The organism is Dactylosporangium sp. NPDC000244, assembly GCF_040300725.1.
Lineage (GTDB): Bacteria > Actinomycetota > Actinomycetes > Mycobacteriales > Micromonosporaceae > Dactylosporangium.
In genome coordinates, this window is record NZ_JBEPEH010000051.1 from 60692 (window position 1) to 81437 (window position 20746).

Consider the following 20746-nt stretch of genomic DNA (forward strand, 5'->3'; position numbering starts at 1 on the left):
TAGCCGGGGCGGAGGGGGCGCGGATGGTCGGGTACGGCGCGTGGTCGCTGGTGCTGATCGCCCTGTACCTCGTGCTCCCCGACAGCGCCATCGGCCTCGTCTGGATCGCGGTCACCGCGACGACCGTGACCGCGGTGCTGCTGGGCGTGCGCCGGAACCGGCCGCGGCGCCGCTGGCCCTGGCGGCTGCTCGGGCTCACGTACGTCACGTTCCTCGCCGGCTCGATCCTGAGCCTGGCCTCGCCCGGCTTCCCGTCGATCGCCGACGCCTGGAACATCCTCGTCGTCATGCCCGGGCTGGTGGCCGCCCTCTGGGGGCTCAGCCGCGAGGGCACGGCCGTGCGGGACCGGGCCGGCGCGCTCGACGCCGCGATCCTGACCACCGCCGCCGGGTTTCTTTCCTGGGTGTACCTCATCAACCCGAACCTGCACCACGACGAGTTCGGCGCGGCGGCCAAGGCGGTGTCGGTCGCGTACCCCCTGGTCGACCTCGCGACCCTCGCGCTGCTGGCGCGGCTGGTCCTGACGGTGCCGCGCAGCCGCTCGGTCGCCCTGCTGCTGGTGTCGGCCGGCTCGCTGGTGGCCGGCGACACCGTGTTCGCACTGCTGCGGCTGGCCGCGGGCTGGTCCGTCGGCTCCGCCGTGGACCTGCTGTGGGTCGCGTTCTTCCTCGCCGGAGGGGCGGCGGCGCTGGACCCGTCGATGACCCGGCTGACCGAGCCGCGCATCGCCAAGCGCGCGATCGTGCAGTACCGTCGCGCGGTTCTGGGTCTGGCCTCGCTGATCGCGCCGGCGGTGCTGTTCATCCAGGCGGTGACCGGGCCCGTGCGCGACGGGCTCGTCGTGGCCGTCGTCTCCGGCGTCCTGGTCGTGCTCGCGCTCGGCCGGATGTCGATCGTCGTGGCCGGCCTGCGGCTCAGTACGGCCCGCGAGCGGGAGCTGCGCCGCGCCTGCGAGGAGCTGCTCAGCACCGCCGACGAGTCCGCGGTGCGCGCGGTGGTGCACCGGGCCGTGGAGCGCCTGCTGGCGGCCGGCACCCCGCATCGGGTCGTGCTCAGCCTGGACGCGCGGGCGGAGCGAGCGATCGGCATCGCCTACGTGCGCGAGCTGCCCGCGGCGGAGCAGGCCGGGCTGCGCGGCTTCGAGCTCGCGTTGTGCGCGCGGCTGTCCGTCGGCGACCGGGAGCTGGGGGAGCTCTACGTCGCCGCGGCCGAGCCGGTGCTGCTCGACCTGCAGGAGGCCGTGCCGGTGCTGGCCGGGCAGGCCGCGAGCATGCTGGACCGGATCGCGCTGAACACCGAGATCAACCGGCTGGAGCGGCTGTACCTCGACCCGCTCACCGGCCTCGGCAACCGCCTGCGCTTCACCGACGCGCTGCACGAGCGCCCGGCGACGGTTCTCGTGCTCAACCTCGACGACTTCGGGGCCGTCAACGATGCCATGGGGCAGGAGGTCGGCGATCAGCTGCTGGTGGCCGTGGCCGAGCGGCTGCGGGGCGTGGCCGGCGACGAGACGCTGTCCAGGCTCAATGCCGATGAATTTGCTGTGACGGTACCGGACGACGCCCTGGCGGAACGGGTGCTGGACGCGTTCGGGGGCCCGTTCGTCATCGACGGCAGCGTGCTGCGCGTGACCGCGAGCATCGGCGTCGGCTCCGACCTCGAGCAGGCGCGGATCGCGATGCTCGCGGCGAAGCGGGAGGGCAAGGGCCGCTGGCGGCGCTACGAGGCCGAGCTGCACGCCCAGGTCGCCGCGCGCCGCCAGCTGCGCGGCCAGCTCGAGGGCGCCATCGAGGCGGGCCAGTTCCTGCTGCACTTCCAGCCGATCGTGGAGCTCTCCTCCGGGCGCACCGCCGGCTTCGAGGCCCTCGTGCGCTGGCACCACCCGCAGCGCGGGATGATCCCGCCGATCCAGTTCATCGAGCTGGCCGAGGAGACCGGCGCGATCGTGCGGCTCGGCGCGTGGGTCCTGGACCGCGCCGTGCAGACGGTGGCCGGTTGGCCCGAGGTGTACGTCTCCGTCAACGTCTCCGTGCGCCAGTTCCGCACCACGGGCTTCGTCGACCTCGTGCTCGCCACCCTGTCGCGCCACGGTCTCGCGGCCGAGCGCCTGTACCTGGAGATCACCGAGAGCCTCCTGCTGGGCGAGTCCGACGAGATCACCTCGGACATCTCCCGCCTGCGCGCGGCCGGCGTCAAGATCTCGATCGACGACTTCGGCACCGGGTACTCGTCCCTGTCCTACCTGCACCGCGTCCCCGTCGACACGCTCAAGCTCGACAAGTCGTTCGTGGACACGATCGCGGTGTCGGACAAGCAGCTGGCGCTCGTGCGGGGCATCGTGCAGCTCGCGGCCATCCTGCAGATGAGCGTCGTCGCGGAGGGTGTCGAGGCGCCGGCCGACGACGAGCTGCTGCGCGACATGGGATGCCGGTTCGGGCAGGGGTACCTCTACGCCAAGCCCATGCCCGAGCCCGCCGCCGCCGAATGGGTCCAGGCGCACGCCGTCAACGCCTGAGCGCGTCGGGGGGACTGCTATCTGGCCCGGGTGACCATCGGCGGACCTGGCAGCGTCGGCGCGCAGCGCCGAGCGGTGTCTGGCGGGAGCAGCGGTCCGCACCACGACGTACCCGAGTCATGCGCTTGTTGAGGCTCAGTGCAGGGTCGGGCGGTAGGTGAGCTCCTGGGTGCGGCCGTCGAGGGTCCGGCTCTCGACGAGCTCGAGGTCGAAGTCGGCCGCGCCCGCGAAGATCGGCTCGGTCCCGGTCCGGCCGGTGATCACCGGGAACACGGTGACCTGGACGAAGTCGACCAGCCCGGCGGCCATCAGCGCCCGGTTCAGCGACAGGCTGCCGTGCGAGCGCAGCGGCACCTCCGACTCCTCCTTGAGCCACCGGACGATGTCGACGCCGTCGCCGCGCGCGACCGTCGCGTCCGGCCAGTCCAGCGGGCCCTGCAGGGTCGAGGAGACCACCGTCGCCGGCAGGTTGCGCATCCGGGTGACCCACGGGTCGCGGACGTCGGCGTCCTCGGTGCTCTCGGCCAGCATCTGCGCGAACGCCCGGTAGGTCTGCGCGCCGAAGACCATGTGCTGCTCCTCGCGGTACAGGCCGAGGCGGTGCTCGAGCAGCTCGGGGCCCTGCTTGCCCCAGTAGCCGCCCCAGTCGCCGCTGGTCGTGCCGAAGCCGTCGAGGCTGGTGAAGACGTCGAAGGTGTAGGTCGCGGTCATCGGGTTCTCCTTGTGTCGGCCCGCTCGGCGCGGGGGCTCCCACCATCGCTACGAACCGGACCCACCCCGAACGACAAGCACGGCCCGACTATTTTGCGGCGGTGACATTTTCGTTGTCCGTCCCGCCGATCTTCGCCGCGCTGGCCCCGGCGCGCCGCATCCTCGTCGCCGGCGCGGGCGGGGGATTCGACGTGTACGCCGGGCTCCCACTCGCGCTCGCCCTGCGCGAGACCGGCGCGGAGGTCCACCTGGCGAGCCTGTCGTTCTCGGAGCTCGAACTGATCGACCGCGACGCCTGGCTGGCCGAGCACGTCGCGGCGGTGCGCCCCGGCACGGGCAGCCCGGACTGGTACTTCCCCGAGCGTACGCTCGCCCGCTGGCTGGAGGCCCACGAACTGCCGCCGACCGTTTACACCTTCCCGCCGCTCGGCGTCCAGCCCCTGCGCGCGGCGTACCGGCACCTCGTCGAGCACCTGAACCTCGACGCCGTGGTCCTGGTCGACGGCGGCACCGACATCCTCCTGCGCGGCGACGAGAGCGACCTCGGCACGCCGGTCGAGGACCTCACGAGCGTGGCCGCGGTGACCGCGCTGGACGTGCCGATCAAGCTGGTCACGTGCCTCGGCTTCGGCATCGACGCCCACGACGGCGTCAACCACGTGCAGGTGCTGGAGAACCTGGCCGCTCTGGACCGCGAGGGCGCGTACCTGGGCGCCCTGTCGATCCCGGGCACGAGCCGCGAGGCGGTGCTCTACCGCGACGCCGTCGCCGACGCCCAGGCCGCGACGCCGGACCGGCCGAGCATCGTGCAGGGCCAGATCGCCGCCGCGACGGCGGGCGCCTTCGGGGATGTGCGCTTCACCAGCCGTACCGAGCGGGGGGATCTGTTCGTGAACCCGCTCATGGCCATCTACTTCACCGTCGACCTGGACAAGCTGGCGGCCCGCTGCCTCTACCTCGACCGCATCGAGAACACCATCGGCCGCCGCCAGGTCATCACCCGCATCCAGGCCTTCCGCGACGAGCTGCTCAGCGCCCGCGTCCCGCGCATGTACCCCCACTGATCGCCCGTCGCCGAGTAGGGTCCCCGGGCATGATGACCTTCGCCGTCGATGACGTCACGCCCGCCGCCGAGCCGCTGCCGACGCGCCCGGCCGGCGGGCTGTTCCCGGACGCGCTCGCGTTCGGCGGCGACCCGGCGCGGGCGGTGCTGGAGCCGGACGGGGTGCACCCGCTGCTCGGCGCGGTCGCGCGGGCCTTCGCCGAGCACCGGCCGCTCGTGCTGTCGCCCGACGCGGTGTGGCTGACGATCGCCCAGGGCGTCGCCCAGCACATTCGGCTGCACGCCGAGGAGTTGCGGCCGCGGCTGGTCCGGCACGAGGGCCGTAAGCGGCTCACGATCACCGTCGACGGGGAATTGCCGCGGGACGCCGACGGGTGGGCGGACCTGACCGAGTCGTTCGGGAAGCTGCTGGCCGCGGAGGTCGACGACGAGCTGTTCGCGTGCGACTTCTCGACGAGCACGGACGTGGAGCGGACGGCCGGGCGGATCGTGCTGCTGGACGCCTACTCGCCGTACTTCGCCCTGTGGGTCACGACCGTCTGCGGCATCCCGTCGCTGACGCTGGACGGTACCGTCGAGGACTGGCGACGCATCCGGGCGCGCATCGACGCGGTCGCCGGATTCGGCCTGGAGCAATGGTGCCGCTCCCTGGCCCCGATCGCCGACGAGTTCGTCCGCGCCGCGGCCGGCACCCCCGACGCCGATTTCTGGCGGCGCATCTACAACCCCGCCGACGCCTACGGCGGCGACAAGATCACAGGTTGGATCACGCGCTTCTATCCGTACCTCACCGGCGCCCGCACCGACCGGCCGAACCCGATGTTGGAGCTGCCCATCGGCGAGCCCCGCGACGTGACCCCGACCCCCGACGGCGTCTACTGGGGCCCGGGCATCTCCAGCGACTCGGTCCCGGCGACGCTGTCCCGCGTGATCGTCAATGTCAACGATCAGTCCTCCGGCGACAACTACGCGGTCGCCCTGCACGCCGGCCTCATCGGCGTCGCCCAGGACCCGGACGGCGCCCTGCGTCCGATCGCCGGCTGGTACGTGGCCCCGGCCCCCGTCGAGATCGACGCCGTGCTGGACCGCCTCGTGCGCGAGCACACCACGACGCCGCCGTCGGACGAAGCCGAACACCGGGAGGAGGGCGGCCCGGCGGACTTGCTGGCGCTGTACGGCCGGGTCGGCTCGGCCACCCTGTTCGACGGCGCCTGGCACCTGGTCCCGGCGGCCGAGTGGCGCCGCATCGAGGACATCGCCGATGACTGGACGGCCCGGACGCTGATCGAGCTGCCCGACGGCCGCTGGCTGGCCCTGGCAGTCGACTACACCGCGATGAGGATGCACTGGATCGTGTGCCGGGTGCGGTCCGAGGAGGTCACGCCCTACAACTGGACGTACACCGCCTACTTCCTGGCCGACGACCCGGCGGACGTGCCGGTCCTGGGCACCTCGCTCGCGATGGTGCTGGACGCGGCCATGGACTCCGGCGGCGACATCGCCCACCTGGAGACCGCCCGCCTCGCCGACCTGCTGCCGCAGCGGTAGGCCGATCGCCCGTCGCCTAGTAGGGTCCCGGGCATGGTGAGCTTCGCGGTCGACGACGTCACGCCCGCGGCCGGCCCGCTGCCGACACGACCGGCCGGTGGGCTGTTCCCCGAGGCGTTCGCGTTCGGCGGGGACCCGCTGCGGGCGGTGCTGGAGCCGGACGGGGTGCACCCGCTGCTCGGCGCGGTCGCGCGGGCATTCGCCGAGCACCGGCCGCTGGTCCTGACGCCGGACGCGGTGTGGCTGACGATCGCCCAGGGCGTCGCCCAGCACATTCGGCTGCACGCCGAGGAGTTGCGGCCGCGGCTGGTCCGGCACGAGGGCCGTAAGCGGCTCACGATCACCGTCGACGGGGAATTGCCGCGGGACGCCGACGGGTGGGCGGACCTGACCGAGTCGTTCGGGAAGCTGCTGGCCGCGGAGGTCGACGACGACGAGCTGTTCGCGTGCGACTTCTCGACGAGCACGGACGTGGAGCGCACGGTCGGGCGGATCGTGCTGCTGGACGCCTACTCGCCGTACTTCACGCTGTTGTCCCTGGCCGTCTGCGGCATCCCGTCGGTGACGCTGGACGGTACCGTCGAGGACTGGCAACGCATCCGGGCGCGCGTCGACGGGATCGAGAGATTCGGCCTGGAGCAGTGGTGCCGCTCCCTGGCCCCGATCGCCGACGAGTTCGTCCGCGCCGCGGCCGGCACCCCGGACGCCGACTTCTGGCGGCGCATCTACAACCCCGCCGACGCCTATGGCGGCGACAAGATCACAGGTTGGATCACGCGCTTCTATCCGTACCTCACCGGCGCCCGCACCGACCGGCCGAACCCGATGTTGGAGCTGCCCATCGGCGAGCCCCGCGACGTGACCCCGGCCCCGCGCGCCGCCTACGAGGGCCCGGGCATCACCAGCAAGCGGGTCCCCGCCACGCTGTCCCGCATCATCGTCAATGTCAACGATCAGTCCTCCGGCGACAACTACGCGATCGCGCTGCACGGCGGGCTCGTCGGCGTCGCCCAGGACGACGACGGCGCACTGCGCCCGATCGCCGGCTGGTACGTGGCCGAGGCCCCCTTCGAGTTCGACGCGGTGTTCGACCGCCTCGTGCGCGAGCACCCCACCACGCCGCCGGCGGCCGAATCGGACAGCGGGGCCGAGTTCGTGCCGGCGGAGGTGCTGGCGCTGTACGGCCGGGTCGGCTCGGCCACGCTGTTCGACGGCGCCTGGCGCCTGATCCCGGCCGCCGCCCGGACCCACATCCAGGGGCTCCGGGGCGTCGACGAGATGATGACGCTGATCGAGCTGCCCGACGGCCGATGGCTGGCCTCGGCGGCCGATATAGACGCGCAGCGCGTGCACTGGATCGTGTGCCGGCGGCTGCACTCCGAGCAGATCGGGGCGTACACCGCCCTCTACCTGGCCGACGACCCGGCGGACGTGCCGGTGCTGGGCACCTCGCTGCCGATGCTGCTGGACGCGGCCATGGACTCCGGCGGCGACATCGCCCACCTGGTGACCGGCCGCCTTGCCGACCTGCTGAAGCAGCGGTAGGCCGATGGCCGCCCAACGCCGGGAAGACGCCGCCGTGCATCTGCGCCGGGCCCGGGACCTCATCGACCGGGAGTTCACCGACGCCGGGCTGCGGCTCGAGGACATGGCGGCCGCCGCGCTCATGTCGAAGTCGCACTTCGTGCGGGAGTTCGGGGTCACCCCGGGCGCGTACCTCAGCCGCCGCCGCATCGAGCGCACCCAGGACCTCCTGCGCTTCGCCAACCTCACGCCCCAGCGCTCACCGATCCCGCCCCCGGGGTCGGGCCGCGGCAGCACCCGCACCGCGGCCGTGCTGGCCGCCGAGAGCGTCGTGAACAACGCCGCCTCCGAGATGGAGGGCGTCCCAGAAGATGGGCAGCGGGCGGACACCACCGCCGACGCGGGCGACACCCTCACCAGGACCACCACGGTGGCCGCGCAGACCGGCGTCTCCAGGTCGGTCGTCGACGGCATGTCCTGAGCGACGAGGCACGGCATTCGGGGCCGCGGGGGTGCACCCGCGGCCCCGAATCGCGTCTCGGGACTAGCGCAACGTCAGGCGGGCCCCTTCGCGCCGGCCTTGGGCGAAGCCCGCGCGGGCGGAGGGGATCCGGGTCGCCGGATCCATCTGGTTGACGCCCATCGCGGCCCGGGAGTCGGCGTCCGGTGCGATCACCTCGACGTGGCTGCCCTGCTCGCGGAGCTGCTCGACCTGGTCGTTCAGCTCCGTCCCCGGAAACCGGCGCAGGCCCTCGAACTGGCCGTCCGCCAGGGGCGCGTCGCGCACGCTGAACGGCGCGACCACCACGACGTTCGCATAGCCCGCGGCGAGGTCGGCGTTGTCGGCGGAGCGCACGCCACCGTTGATGTAGCGCCTTCCGTTGATGTTCGGCGTGGGGACCACACCGGGCAGCGCGGTGGCCGCGGTGACCGCGTCGGCGAGGTCGACGCCGGAGTCACGGTCGAGCGTGACCAGCTCGCCGGTGTGCGCGTCGAGGGCCACCAGGACCATCGGCCGGTCCGGCCAGTCCGGGCGGGGCAGCCGGGCGGCGACCTGTGCGCGGCGCTGCACGGCCAGCGCGGGGTCGAGGATGCCGTCACCCTCCAGCCCGAACGCGCCCATCGCCCGTTGCAGGTCGGCGGCCGAGGTGGCGGCGGCGCTGATGGCCCGCATCCGCTCGAACACCGCGGTCGGCGGCTGCGATGCGGGCCGTTCCCGGTGCGGTCCGGCTGGGCGCTGTCCGGCGGGGCGTTGTCCGGTCGGCTCGGCGAGTATCGAGGCGAACAGGTCGGCCGCCGGGATACCGCTGCGCACCCACGCCGCCGCGGTGGCGCCGGAGGAGGTGCCGATCACCAGATCGGCGGACTCGGTCAGGTCGACGCCGGCTTCGGCGAGGCCGGCGACGACGCCGATCACCCAGGCCTGGCCGGCGCCCCCACCGGCGCCGAGCACCAGGGCGAGGTTGTGGGATTCGTGAGATTGCGACATGTCGTGGTCCCTTTCAAGGCATCCGAGATGCGGGTGCCCGAGGACCGACGACGGTGGAGCTACCGGCTCCGCCGCGTGGTGGTGAGCACCCGACTGTGAACGAAAATCGGACTCACCTCCTCAGATCGTGCGCCGCGACGGCGCTCCTGAACCAACTCGGGTCACATGCTAGCAGGTGCGAGTGCCGCTCAGGGGGCGCGGCCGCGCAGGAGTACCAGGGTCGTTGACATCGCGGTGCCCGGACCGACAGGCTCGGGGCATGAGCGAGGAGCGCAGCATCTGGGCGGCGGCCGACCTGGCCACCCCGATGGCGATCCGGGTCGCGGCGACGCTGCGCCTGGCCGACCACATCGCCGCCGGCACGACCACCCCCGACGCGCTGGCCGAGGCGGCCGGCGCCGACCCCGACGCGCTCGGCCGGCTGCTCGGCCACCTGGTCACCGCCGGCGTCGTGGCGCGCACCGAGTCCGGCTACGCCCTCACGGCCCTCGGCGACCAGCTGCGCGACGACCACCCGGGGGGCCAGCGCGCCTGGCTGGACCTGGAGGGCTCGGTCGGCCGCGCCGACCTGTGCTTCGCCGACATGCTGCACACCGTGCGCACCGGCGAGGCGGTGTTCGAGCGCCGCTTCGGCCGCCCGTTCTGGGAGGACCTGGCCGCCGACCCGGCGCGGCAGGCCCAGTTCGACGGCCTGATGAGCTCGCGGCTGACGACGGACGCGCCCGAGGTCGCCGCCGCCTACCCGTGGGCCCTGCTCGGCCACGTGGTCGACGTGGGCGGCGGCGACGGCAGCCTGCTGATCGCGATCCTGCGGGCCCATCCCGGCCTGCGCGGCACCGTGGTCGACCTGCCCGGCGCCGTGGCCCGCGCCGAGCACGCGATCGCCGCGGCGGGCCTGGCCGACCGGGCCGGCGTCGCGCCGGGCAGCTTCTTCGACGAGCTCCCGCCCGGGGCCGGCGGCTACGTCCTGTCCGGCGTCCTGCACGACTGGCCGGACGAGGACGCCGCGCGCATCCTGCGGCGCTGCGCCGACGCGGCCGGCGACACGGGGACGGTCCTGATCTGCGACCACATCGGCGAAGCCTTCGACACCGAGGGCGACCTGCGGATGCTGTGCTACTTCAACGGCCGCGAGCGCACCCTGGACCGCCTGGGCGACCTCGCGGCCGCGGCGGGCCTGGCGGTCGCCGACGTGACCCCGGCCGGCACGCGGTCCCTGCTCGCCCTCCGCCGCGCCGCACCCGCCTGACGGCCGAGGGGAGGCGCGGTGTCGTCCGGGCCACCCGGTGGACCGGGACCGGTCAGCTTTCGTCAATGCTTGACAGATATGGTGCCGTCGTCACGCTGATCGATGTATCGGAGGTCGACGGATAGTCATGGCTCAATCGCAACGCAAGAGGCTGTTGGGAGCGCTCGCCGTGGTCGTCGTCACCGGCGCCGGCCTGGCCGCCGCGCCCGCCGCACCGGCGGCCGCCGACGTCGTCACCGACCCGGCCGCGTTCGTGGACCCGTTCATCGGCTCGGCGCACGACGGCAACACGTGGCCGGGGGCGGTGCGGCCGTACGGCATGCTGTCCTGGAGCCCGACCAGCACCCGCGGCGACCAGACCAGCACCGGGGCCGCGAACGGCTACCAGTACGACGTCACCCGGATCCGCGGGCTCAGCCTGACCCATCTCAACGGCGCGGGCTGCAACCCCGGCGCCGCGGGCGACGTGCCGATCCTGCCGTTCTCGTCCACTGTGGACTCCTCGCCGAGCGCCGACAGTACCGACGCGAAGTTCGCCACCAACTTCAGCCACGCCGACGAGAGCGCCAGGCCGGGCCGCTACACGGTGAAGCTCGCAGACGGCGTCCGCTCCGACCTCGCCGTCACCGCCCGCGCCGGGGTCGGGCAGTTCACGTTCCCGGCCGGCCGCCCGGCGAACCTGCTCTTCCGCACGTCGAACTCGCTCAACGGCAGCGAGGACGCCGAGATCTCCATCGACGCCGCGAACCGCACGGTCACCGGCTCGGTGCTGACCGGCGCGTTCTGCGGGCGGCGGGCCAACGGCGGCACCAACAACCGCAAGACCTACTACCGGCTGTACTTCTCCGCCCGCTTCGACACCCCGATCGCCTCGACCGGCACCTGGGTCAACGGCACCCTGACCCCGGGCGGCACCCGGGCCACCGGCGGCGAGGGGTACGCGACCGGCGCCGACCGCGCGGGCCGTGGCTCCGGCGGCTGGGTCGGCTTCGCGCCGGGCAGCGACGTGCGGATGCGGGTCGGCATCTCCTACGTCAGCCTGGCCGGCGCCGAGCGCAACCGCGACACGGAGCTCGCCGCGGGCGTGGACGTCGCGACGGTCGCCGCGCAGGCCTACGACGACTGGAAGCGAGAGCTCTCGGCCGTGCAGGTGACAGGCGGCAGCACCGCCCAGCGGACCACGTTCTACACCGCGCTGTACCACAGCCTCCTGCAGCCGAACCTGGTGTCCGATGTGGACGGCCGGTACCTCGGCAGCGACATGGCCGTGCACAGCATCACCGCGGGGCAGGGCGCGCAGTACGGCACCTTCTCCGGCTGGGACCAGTACCGCGCCCAGATCCAGCTCCTCGCGCTGCTCAAACCGGCCGTCGCCGGGGACTACGCGCAGTCGATGTACCAGTTCGCGCAGCAGCACAACGGCATCTGGGACCGCTGGCTGCACAACAACGGGGCGACCCACGTGATGACCGGCGACCCGGCCGCCCCGACGCTGGCCACGTTCGTCGCGATGGGCGCCGACCACTTCGACACCGCCGGCGCCTACGCCTCCCTGTACCGCCAGGCGACCGTCCAGAACGCCGACGCGCTCAACGACGGCGGCTGCCCCGGCCAGTGCACCGGCCAGCGCCCCGCCCTCAACCAGTACCTCGCCTCGCACTACGCCCCGCAGAACGCCTGCCACTGCTGGGGCGGCGCCGCCGAGACCCTGGAGAACTCGCTCGCCGACTTCTCCCTCGCCATGTGGGCCCAGCGCCAGGGCCGCACCGCCGAGCAGGCCGCCATGTCCGCCCGCGCGAACTACTGGCGCAACACCTTCAACCCCCAGGCGACCGCGTCCGGCGGCTACCAGCAGGCCCGCAACGCCGACGGCAGCTGGGCCGGCGGGTTCTCGCCCTCGACCGACGTCGGGTTCGCCCAGGGCAGCTCCGCGACCTACACGTGGATGGTCCCGCAGAACGCCACCGGGCTGGCCCAGGCCATGGGCGGCACCGCGCCCGCCGCGCAGCGCCTCGACGCGTTCTTCCACGACGACGCCGGCAACCGGGCGGTCAAGGGCGGCAACGCGCTGCGCTACGACCCGGGCAACGAGCCCGGCCTGCACGCCCCGTGGCTGTACAACGCGTTCGGGCAGCCGGCGAAGACCCAGGCGACGACCCGCGAGATCGTCGACACCGTCTACGGCACCGGCCCCAGCGGCCTGCCCGGCAACGACGACCTCGGCACCATGTCGGCCTGGTACGTCTTCGCCGCCATCGGCGTCTTCCCCCGGTCGTCGGGCGCGCCGAGCTGCTCGTCGGCAGCCCGCTGTTCCCGGGCGTGAAGGTGACCCGCGACAACGGGGTCGTCCTCACCGTCGACGCCCCGGCCACCACGGACGCCAACCAGTACGTCCAGTCGGCCCGCCTCGACGGCGCGGACCTGAGCCGCTCCTGGCTGCCGGAGTCGTTCGTCCGCACCGGCGGCACCCTCTCGCTGACCATGGGCTCCGCGCCGTCCGCGTGGGGCACGGCGACCGCCAACCGGCCGCCGGACCGGACCGGCACCGGCCCGGTGACCCTGGTCCAGCTCGACAAGTGCCTGGACGTGAGCAACTCGGGCACCGCCAACGGCACGAAGATCCAGATCTGGGGCTGCAACGGCACCGGGGCCCAGCAGTGGACGGTCCCCGGCGACGGGACCGTGCGCGCGCTCGGCAAGTGCCTCGACGTGGCGAACTCCGGCACCACCAACGGGTCCAAGCTGCAGCTGTACGACTGCAACGGCACCGGCGCGCAGCAGTGGGCCTTCGTATCCGCGACCCAGGCGCTGCGCAACCCGCAGTCGGGGCGGTGCCTGGACGACCCGTCGAGCAGCACGGCCAACGGCACCCAGCTGCAACTGTGGGACTGCAACGCCACCAACGCCCAGCGGGTCGCCATCCCCTCCTGAACCGAGCCCGGCCCGGCCCGCACCAGGGCCGGGCCGCTAGGCTCGGGACCGTGGTCACGGAATTCGGGGTCGAGCTGGCCGACGGTCGCCTGCTGCACGCGTACGACTCCGGCGGCGACGGCCCGGTCGTCTACTGGCACCACGGCACCCCCAACATCGGCGAGCCGCCCGCGCCGCTCTTCGAGACCGCCGAGCGGCTCGGGCTGCGGTGGCTGTCGCACAACCGGCCCGGGTACGGCGCCTCGACGCCGAGCCCCGGGCGCGGGATCGGGTCCGTGGCCGCCGATGTCGCCGCCGTCGCCGAGGCGGCCGGGGTCGAGCGGTTCGTGGTCATGGGGCACTCCAGCGGGGCCGCGCACGCGCTCGCCTGCGCCGCGCTGCTGCCGGACCGGGTGATCGCGGCAGCCGCGATCTCCGGACTGGCGCCGTACGAGCGGTTCACCGACCGCTGGTTCGACGGGATGGCCGACGGGGCCGCCGGGTCGCTGCGCGCGGCGCTCGGCGGGCGCGAGGCCAAGGCGGCGCACCTGGCGGCGGCCACCGGCGAGGAGGACATCGGGTTCCTGCCCGTCGACTGGGAGGCGCTGCAAACCGACTGGGCCTGGTTCGACGACATCGTGCCGGCCGCGCTGCTGACGGGGCCGGGCGGGCTCATCGACGACGATCTCGCCAACGTGGGACCGTGGGGGTTCGAGCCGGAGGCGGTCGACCGCCCGGTGCTGCTCATCCACGGCGCCGGCGACCGCATGGTCCCCGCCGCGCACAGCGCCTGGCTCGCCGAGCACGTCAAGGGGGCCGAGTTGCGCCTCATCCCCGAGACCGGCCACATCACGGCGATGCGCCAGGGCGACGCCGCACTGGAATGGCTGGCCGGCAACCTGTGACATCGCAGCGAAAGGGGGGCGGCCGCGACGGCCGCCCCCTTTTTTTGTGCACAACCGCTACGCGTACGCCTCGATCTCGTAGATGCGGGCCGCCGTGTCGGTCGTCTGGGTCGGGGTGATGATGTTCAGCCGGACGTACCGGCCGGTCACGTTCACCGCGCTCGTGGTCACGTCCGCGGTGTTGCCGCGGGGCGAGGCCACCGTCGTCCAGGTGCTGCCGTCGCTGGACACCTGCAGGTCGAAGTCGCGGGTGTCCCACGACGCCGACTCGCCGCCGGCGCCCGCGTGGCGCACGACGATCGAGCTCAGGTGGTTGGCGGCGCCCATGTCGACCTGGAGGAACTTGTTCGTGCCCAGCGAGCACCACTTGTCGGAGTTGCCGCCGGAGACGCTGCCGTTGACCGCCTTGTCCGGGCCCTCGGTCGAGGCGCAGGAGGAGTCGGCGGTGGCGGCCTTGTTGAGCAGGAGGTTGCCGCCGGTCGCGGCGCCGTAGACCTCGAACTCGTAGATGCGCGCCGCGCCGTTGCCGTCGTTGGCGGGCGTGGAGATGTCCACCTTCACGTAGCGGGCGGTCCGCGCCGTGAACTGGTGCAGGGTGCGGCTGGACCGGTTGCCGGAGACCGTGGCGGCCTGGCTCCAGGTCGTGCCGTCCGTGCTGGTGGAGATGGTGAACGCGCCGGTGTTCCAGCCGGTGTTCTCGGCCCCGAGGCCGGCGTGCTTGAGCACGACCGAGCCGACGGACTGGTTGGAGCCGAGGTCGACCTGGAGGAACTTGGTCGCCGCGGAGGTGCAGAACTTGCTGTTGTTCATCAGGCTGCCGTCGACGGCCTTGTCGGCCGACTCGGCCGCGGCGCAGGTGGCCGAGCCCGTGGCGGTCTTGCCCTGGGCGAGGTTGGTGCCCAGGTTCGGCGGGGTGGCCGGCTGGGTCGCGCCGTCGGTGAAGGACGGCGGGACGTTGCCCGCGCCGGTGCCCCACGAGGACGGGCCGGTGCCCATCGTGTAGTTCAGCGTGCCGCCCGCGGCCAGGTCCGGGTAGCGCAGGTAGTTGTTGGCCACCGCGGAACCGTTGAGGGTCAGGCTCTGCACGTACTGCGAGGACGCGCTGCCGCCGTTGATCTGGATGTTGCCGGCCGAGCGCTGGATGAGGATCGACGGGAACGACGGGCCGTGGATGGCGAGCGTGTCGGCGCCCGGCGTGGCCGGGTACATGCCCATCGCGGACCAGATGTACCACGCCGAGGTCGCGCCGAGGTCGTCGTTGCCGGGCAGGCCGCCGGCGCCGGTGGTGAACTGCTCGGTCATGACGCGCCGCACCGCCGAGGAGGTGCCGGCCGGGTACTGCGCGAAGTTGTACGCCCACGGCACGCCGTGCTCCGGCTCGTTGCCGAGGTAGAAGTACGGGCGCGACAGGCCGGCGTTGAGCTCGGTGAAGTGGTGGTCGAGGCGCTGCTTGGCGGTCTGCGGGCCACCCATGAGGTTGATGAGCCCGGCGAAGTTGTAGGGCACCATCCAGGTGTACTGCGCCGCGTTGCCCTCGGTGAACGGGCTCTCCTGGGCCGGGTTGAGCGGCCACGGCCAGGTGCCGTCGCTGTTGCGCGGGTGGATGAAGCTCGACTCGGTGTTGAACGTGTTGCGCCAGTACTGGGCGCGGGTCATCGCCGAGTTGTACGTCGCGGTGTCCCCGAGCGCCTTGGCGAACTGGGCCACGGCGAAGTCCGACGCCGAGTACTCCATCGAGTCCGACGGGGCGCCCGGGATGTACTTCTTGGACTCGTACTCCGCCTCACGCCCGCGGATCGGCGAGCCCTGCGCGCCCTGACCGGCGATGGCGTTCTTCATCAGCTGCAGCGCGGCCGCCGTGTCGAAGTTGCGCGCACCGAACTGGTAGGCGCTGTCGACGATGATCGGGCCGGGGTCGCCGGTCATGACGAAGTCCTCGTTGGTCTGCTGCGACCACTTGGGCAGCAGGCCGCCCTGCTGGCCGTCGAGGACCATCGACTTCATGATGTCGCTGGTGACGTCGGGCGCGATGAAGGCGACGAGCGCGGCCCACGAGCGGTAGATGTCCCAGCCCGAGTAGTTCTGGTACACGTTGTGCGTCGCGGTGTGGATCGCGTTGTCGAAGCCGCGGTACTGGCCGTTCACATCGCTGGAGATGTTCGGGTTGACCAGCACGTGGTACAGCGCGGTGTAGAACTTCTGCAGGTCGGTGGCGCTGCCGCCGGTCGCCTGGATGCGGTTGAGCGCGGTGTTCCAGGCGTTGTCGGCGTTGGTCCGCGCGGTGTCGAAGGTCGCGGTCTCGGCGTTGAGGTTCGCCGTGGCGTTGGCGACGCTCACGAACGAGACGCCGATCTGGACGTTGACGTTCGCGTTGGAGGTCGTGTCCCACGTGACGAAGCCGCCGGTGTTGACGCCGGAGGTGCTCGCGGAGCCGTTGCTGATCGTCGAGCCGTTCCAGGTGCCGAACGACGCCGGGGCCCGGTCGAACTTCATCGAGAAGTAGATCGGGTAGGTCTTCGACGAGCCGCAGAAGCCGCCGGCCGTGGTGCTACCGGTCATCGTGCTGCCGGAGATGTTGACGCTGCCGCTGCGGTTGCCCGTGGCGCTCCGGCTGGTGTTGATGAGCAGCCGGGACTGCGTGTTCGACGGGAACTGCAGGCGCATGACGCCGGTGCGGGTGGTCGAGGTGACCTCGACGTTCGTGGAGTACTTGTCCAGCCGGTTCTTGTAGTAGCCGGCCTGGGCGACCTCGTTGGTTTTGGTGTACGCCGAGGCGTAGCTGGTCCACGCGGTGCCGGGGGAGGAGCCGAGCGCGCCGGTGACCGGCAGCAGGCCGAGGTCCTCGTTGTTGGAGCAGCCCGCGCCGTTGAAGTGGGTGAGGCTGAACTCCTCGATGGTGCGGTCCTTGTCGCGGTACCCCGACGGCGACGCGGTCGGCGTGTCCGGGCTGAACTGGAGCATGCCGAACGGGACGGTGGCACCCGGGAAGGTGCTGCCGCCCGCGCCACCGCCGACCGGGTTGGGCGAGTTGGAGTCGTCCGTGCCGATCAGCGGGTTCACGTATTGGGTCAGGTTGAGGTCGGCGGCCTGGGCGGGGGCCGCGAACTGCACGACGGCGAGGGTGCTGCCCAGCAGGGCGGCTCCCGCGCCGGCGAGCAGCCGGTCGACCTTGCGGGATCGGGGCATGGTGTCTCCCGTTCGGTGGCGGTGAGGACGGGAGAGCGCTCTCGATGGACATTCATAGTCCCTGATCCGCGTTTGGTCAACATTTGTCAATACGTGCGCTGGTCAGAACCCCATCACCCACCGCAAATACCTCGAAACACTCCGTCATCGCTCGGACCCGTCGTCCGTCGGGCCGCCGGGGGTCGGCGACGGATCGGAGGCGGCCGATGCCGGGCGGGGTTGTGAGGGATTCTCGTCTGTAAATGATTGGCAGAAGTCTCGTGGACGTTGCGCGAAGTCAACAACTTCGAACAAGTACCGATGAAAATTCATGAGTTTCGTTGACACATTCCATCGGAAAATGTTTGCTACGTCACGTGAACCCGCCATTGCACCCCACTCGCCGGGACCTGTTCCGCCTGGCCGCCCTCGGCGGGATCGCAGGCTCGGCGCTCGGCCCGCTGCTGCTCGCCGGGGACGCCCACGCCGCCACCACCTTCAGCCCGATCCGCCCGCCGGCCACCCCGCTCGCCGTGCGCTCGCCCTACCTGTCGACCTGGCTGCGCGCCGACACCCTCCCCGGCAACTGGCCGACGTTCTGGGCCGGCGCGGTCACCGCGATCACCGGCATCGTGCGCGTGGACGGCCAGCCGTACGTCTTCATGGGCGCCCCGTCCGGCGGCTGGCCCCTGGCGAGCCAGACCGGCCTCGTGGTCACCGCGACCCGCTCGACGTTCACCATCACGGCGGGCCCGGTGCGCCTCGAGGTCGAGTTCTTCTCCCCGGTCGATCCGGCCGGCCTGCGCCGGCAGTCGGTGCCGATGTCGTACCTGAGCATCACCGCCACCTCCGCGGACTCGGGCACGCACCAGGTGAGCCTCTACGTCGACGTGTCCGGCGAGTGGGCCCACGGCGACCGCTCCAAGCAGATCTCATGGGCCACCCAGACCGCCGGCACCCAGCGCGTGCACACCTTCCAGCCGTCCGCGCCGTCGGTCCTGGCCGAGGTCGGCGACCAGGCCTCGTGGGGCACCGTCGTCTTCGCCACCGACGACGTCACCGGACTGACCTGGCAGACCGGCGCCGACGCCACGGTGCGGGCTCAGGCCGCGAACGCGGGGACGCTGCCCAACACCGCCGACACCAACCAGCCCCGCGCGATCAATGCGAGCTGGCCGGTATTCGCGTTCAACCGGGCCCTCGGCGCCGTCGGGCCGGCCGGCAGCGGCCCGGTCGTCTTCGTCATCGGCCACGTGCGCACGCCCGCCGTGTCCTACCTCGGCGCCCAGCTCGACCCGTGGTGGCGCACCCAGTGGGCCGCCTGGCCGGACATGCTCGCCTGGTTCCGGGCCGACCGCGACACGGCCCGGGCCCTCGGCGCCGCCCTCGACGCGCAGGTCGGCGCCTGGGCGCAGCAGGCCGTCGGCGCCTCGCCGGCGGGGGAGCAGTACGCCGCCCTCTGCGCGCTCGCGGTGCGCCAGGCGTTCGGCGCCACCGAGGTGGTCAACCGCGGCGGCTCGCCCTGGGTGATGCTGAAGGAGATCTCCTCCAACGGCGACTTCAGCACCGTCGACGTCATGTACCCGGCGTTCCCCGCCTATCTGATGCTCAGCCCGCGCTGGCTGGAGCTGCTGCTGGCCCCGCTGTTCGACTACACCGAGGTACAGGGCTTCGACAAGCCGTTCGCCCCGCACGACCTCGGCGTGTACCCCAACGCCTTCGGCCGCATCGGCCAGGACGAGGAGGACATGCCGGTCGAGGAGTCGGCGAACATGCTCATCATGGTCGCCGCGCTGCTGCGGCGCATGCCCGCGGCGAAGGCGAGCGCGTACGCGGCGGCCCACTACGCGAAGCTCAAGAGCTGGGCCGACTACCTCGTGGCGAACCTGCCGGACCCGGGCAACCAGAACCAGACCGACGACTTCACCGGGTTCATCGCGCACAGCGTGAACCTGGCCCTCAAGGGGATCGTGGGCATCGGGGCGATGGCCGACATCGCGCGCCGGGCCGGGCAGTCCTCGACCTACGCGGCGACCGCGCGGCAGTACATCGCGCAGTGGGCGTCCATGGCGCAGAACGGGGCGCGCAGTCACCTGAAGCTGACGTACGACGGCGCGGACTCGACGTGGAGCCTGAAGTACAACGGCTTCGCCGACCGGGTCGCGGGGACCAATCTCGTGCCGCCGGCCATCGCGGCCGAGGAGGCGAGCTGGTACCTGCAGAACCAGCACGCCTACGGGGTGCCGCTCGACCCGCGGCACACGTACACGAAGGTCGACTGGGAGCTGTGGACCGCGGCGTTCCTCACGGGGCAGAGCGCGGCCCGGGACATGCTCATCGGCAAGGCGTACACCTTCGCGAACACGACCCCGTCGCGCGTGCCGTTCTCGGACTGGCACGACACCGACTCCGGCAACCAGAACGGCTTCACCGCGCGGCCGGTCATCGGCGGGATCCTCGCCCTGCTGGCGTTGCGGCCCACGCTGAACGGCCTGACCGGGTCATGGCCGCTGGGCACGCCGGCCGCGTCCGAACTCCCGGTGGTGCGCACCGACAACTCGTTCACGGTCATGGCCCGGGTCAAGCCCTCCGACCTCAGCGGGTTCCGGACCGCGGTCAGCCAGGACGGTTCCCGGGTGAGCGGGTTCTACCTGCAGTACTCGGGCACCGACGCGCGGTGGGCGTTCGCGATGACCGCCGCCGACGCCGACGGCACCGGCTCGACCCGGGCCCTGTCCTCGGCCGCCCCCGCGCTCAACGTGGCCGTGCACCTCGCCGGGGTCTATGACGCCGAGGCCGGGCAGCTGCGGCTCTACGTCGACGGGGTGCTCCAGGGGCAGGTGGCGTACGCCTCCGGCTGGCCGGCCTCCGGTTCGCTCGTCATCGGCCGGGGCCGGTGGAACGGGGCCGCGGCCGACGCCTTCGCCGGCACCGTCGAGGACGTGCGCACCTACGACCACGCGCTGCCGGCCGCCACGATCGCCGCCGCCGCGGGCCTGGCCACGAGCCAGGTCGCGGCGTACTCCTTCGACGCCGCCGACGCGTCCCTGACCCTCAGTGGCGGCGCGGCGCTCGGCGGCGGCGGCTTCAGCGGCAACGCGCTGGTGCTCAACGGCAGCACCGGCTTCGCGGCCGCGGCCCGGCTGGTGGACACCGCGGCGAGCTTCTCCGTCTCGGCGTGGGTCCAGCTCGCGGCGACGTCGAACTTCGCCACGGTGGCGGGCCAGGACGGCGTGCAGGCGAGCGGCTTCTATCTGCAGTACTCGGCGGCGGACAACGCGTGGGCGTTCGCGATGGTCGCCGCCGACACCGCGAACGCCGCGGCGACCCGGGCGGTGTCGCCGTTCCCGCCGCGGGCCGACGGGTGGACGCATCTCGTGGGGGTGCGCGATGCGTCCGCCGGCCGGCTGCGGCTCTACGTCGATGGGGTGCTCGTGGCGGATGCCGCCGCGGGTCCGGCGTGGGGTGCGGGCGGGGCGTTCACGATCGGCCGGGGCAAGTGGAACGGCGGCGACGCCGACCACTTCCCCGGCCGCATCGACCAGGTGAAGGTCTGGACCAGGGCATTGACGGACGCCGACGTCCGAGCGATCGCCTGAGCCGCATCTGGCAGCGACTCTGCCTGTTGACCGGGGGCTGAGCACCGACGTACAACGTGTGAGAGCG

At 72.5% G+C, this 20746-nt stretch carries 13 protein-coding genes; 10 read left to right on the forward strand and 3 right to left on the reverse strand.

Translation table 11 applies throughout. From position 1 onward, the window contains the following. Positions 1–23 precede the first annotated feature (23 nt). The gene (locus ABT369_RS49475) at positions 24–2516 is read left to right on the forward strand and encodes a putative bifunctional diguanylate cyclase/phosphodiesterase (RefSeq protein ID WP_350624156.1); all 2493 of its coding nucleotides are present in this window, start codon (positions 24–26) and stop codon (positions 2514–2516) included. Between the two features lie 135 nt (positions 2517–2651). Here ABT369_RS49475 and ABT369_RS49480 read toward each other — a convergent pair whose 3' ends face one another. After that, positions 2652–3227 (reverse strand): dihydrofolate reductase family protein, encoded by a 576-nt coding sequence (locus tag ABT369_RS49480; RefSeq protein ID WP_350624158.1) that lies wholly within the window; start codon positions 3225–3227, stop codon positions 2652–2654. 101 nt (positions 3228–3328) lie between these two features. Between ABT369_RS49480 and ABT369_RS49485 the strand changes: the two genes are divergently transcribed. Genes ABT369_RS49485 through ABT369_RS49500 form a run of 4 tightly spaced genes read left to right on the forward strand, consistent with a single transcriptional unit; the run spans position 3329 to position 7843 of the window. Beyond that, on the forward strand, positions 3329–4291 hold the full coding sequence (locus ABT369_RS49485) for a DUF1152 domain-containing protein (protein WP_350624160.1): 963 nt from the start codon (positions 3329–3331) through the stop codon (positions 4289–4291). A gap of 29 nt (positions 4292–4320) precedes the next feature. Next, positions 4321–5838, forward strand: a complete 1518-nt coding sequence (locus ABT369_RS49490) for a DUF4419 domain-containing protein (protein WP_350624162.1) — start codon at positions 4321–4323, stop codon at positions 5836–5838. Between the two features lie 33 nt (positions 5839–5871). Continuing rightward, positions 5872–7383 (forward strand): DUF4419 domain-containing protein, encoded by a 1512-nt coding sequence (locus ABT369_RS49495; RefSeq protein ID WP_350624164.1) that lies wholly within the window; start codon positions 5872–5874, stop codon positions 7381–7383. Positions 7384–7387: 4 nt separating this feature from the next. Further along, positions 7388–7843: a helix-turn-helix transcriptional regulator gene (locus ABT369_RS49500; protein WP_350624166.1), complete on the forward strand. Its 456-nt coding sequence runs from the start codon at positions 7388–7390 to the stop codon at positions 7841–7843. Between the two features lie 63 nt (positions 7844–7906). Here ABT369_RS49500 and ABT369_RS49505 read toward each other — a convergent pair whose 3' ends face one another. Then, positions 7907–8851 carry a patatin-like phospholipase family protein gene (locus ABT369_RS49505; RefSeq protein ID WP_350624168.1) on the reverse strand — a complete coding sequence of 315 codons (945 nt, stop codon included), beginning with the start codon at positions 8849–8851 and terminating at the stop codon, positions 7907–7909. 259 nt (positions 8852–9110) lie between these two features. On the opposite strand from ABT369_RS49505, the gene ABT369_RS49510 reads away from it, so the two are divergent. The 4 genes from ABT369_RS49510 (at position 9111) to ABT369_RS49525 (ending at position 13915) form a co-directional block, all read left to right on the forward strand. Then, a complete protein-coding gene (locus tag ABT369_RS49510) occupies positions 9111–10100 on the forward strand; it encodes a methyltransferase (protein ID WP_350624170.1) in 990 nt (329 codons plus the stop codon). A gap of 127 nt (positions 10101–10227) precedes the next feature. Then, positions 10228–12423, forward strand: a complete 2196-nt coding sequence (locus ABT369_RS49515) for a GH92 family glycosyl hydrolase (protein WP_350624172.1) — start codon at positions 10228–10230, stop codon at positions 12421–12423. Continuing rightward, positions 12420–13031: a ricin-type beta-trefoil lectin domain protein gene (locus ABT369_RS49520; RefSeq protein ID WP_350624174.1), complete on the forward strand. Its 612-nt coding sequence runs from the start codon at positions 12420–12422 to the stop codon at positions 13029–13031. Before ABT369_RS49515 ends, ABT369_RS49520 begins: the two co-directional genes overlap by 4 nt. A gap of 50 nt (positions 13032–13081) precedes the next feature. Further along, positions 13082–13915, forward strand: a complete 834-nt coding sequence (locus tag ABT369_RS49525) for an alpha/beta fold hydrolase (protein WP_350624176.1) — start codon at positions 13082–13084, stop codon at positions 13913–13915. A 57-nt stretch (positions 13916–13972) separates the two neighbouring features. Here the strand turns inward: ABT369_RS49525 and ABT369_RS49530 are convergent, their stop codons facing one another. Then, complete coding sequence (locus ABT369_RS49530) at positions 13973–17101, reverse strand: GH92 family glycosyl hydrolase (protein WP_350624178.1); 3129 nt, start codon at positions 17099–17101, stop codon at positions 13973–13975. 356 nt (positions 17102–17457) lie between these two features. On the opposite strand from ABT369_RS49530, the gene ABT369_RS49535 reads away from it, so the two are divergent. Continuing rightward, positions 17458–20679 carry a glutaminase domain-containing protein gene (locus tag ABT369_RS49535; protein WP_350624180.1) on the forward strand — a complete coding sequence of 1074 codons (3222 nt, stop codon included), beginning with the start codon at positions 17458–17460 and terminating at the stop codon, positions 20677–20679. The last annotated feature ends 67 nt before the right edge of the window (positions 20680–20746 follow it).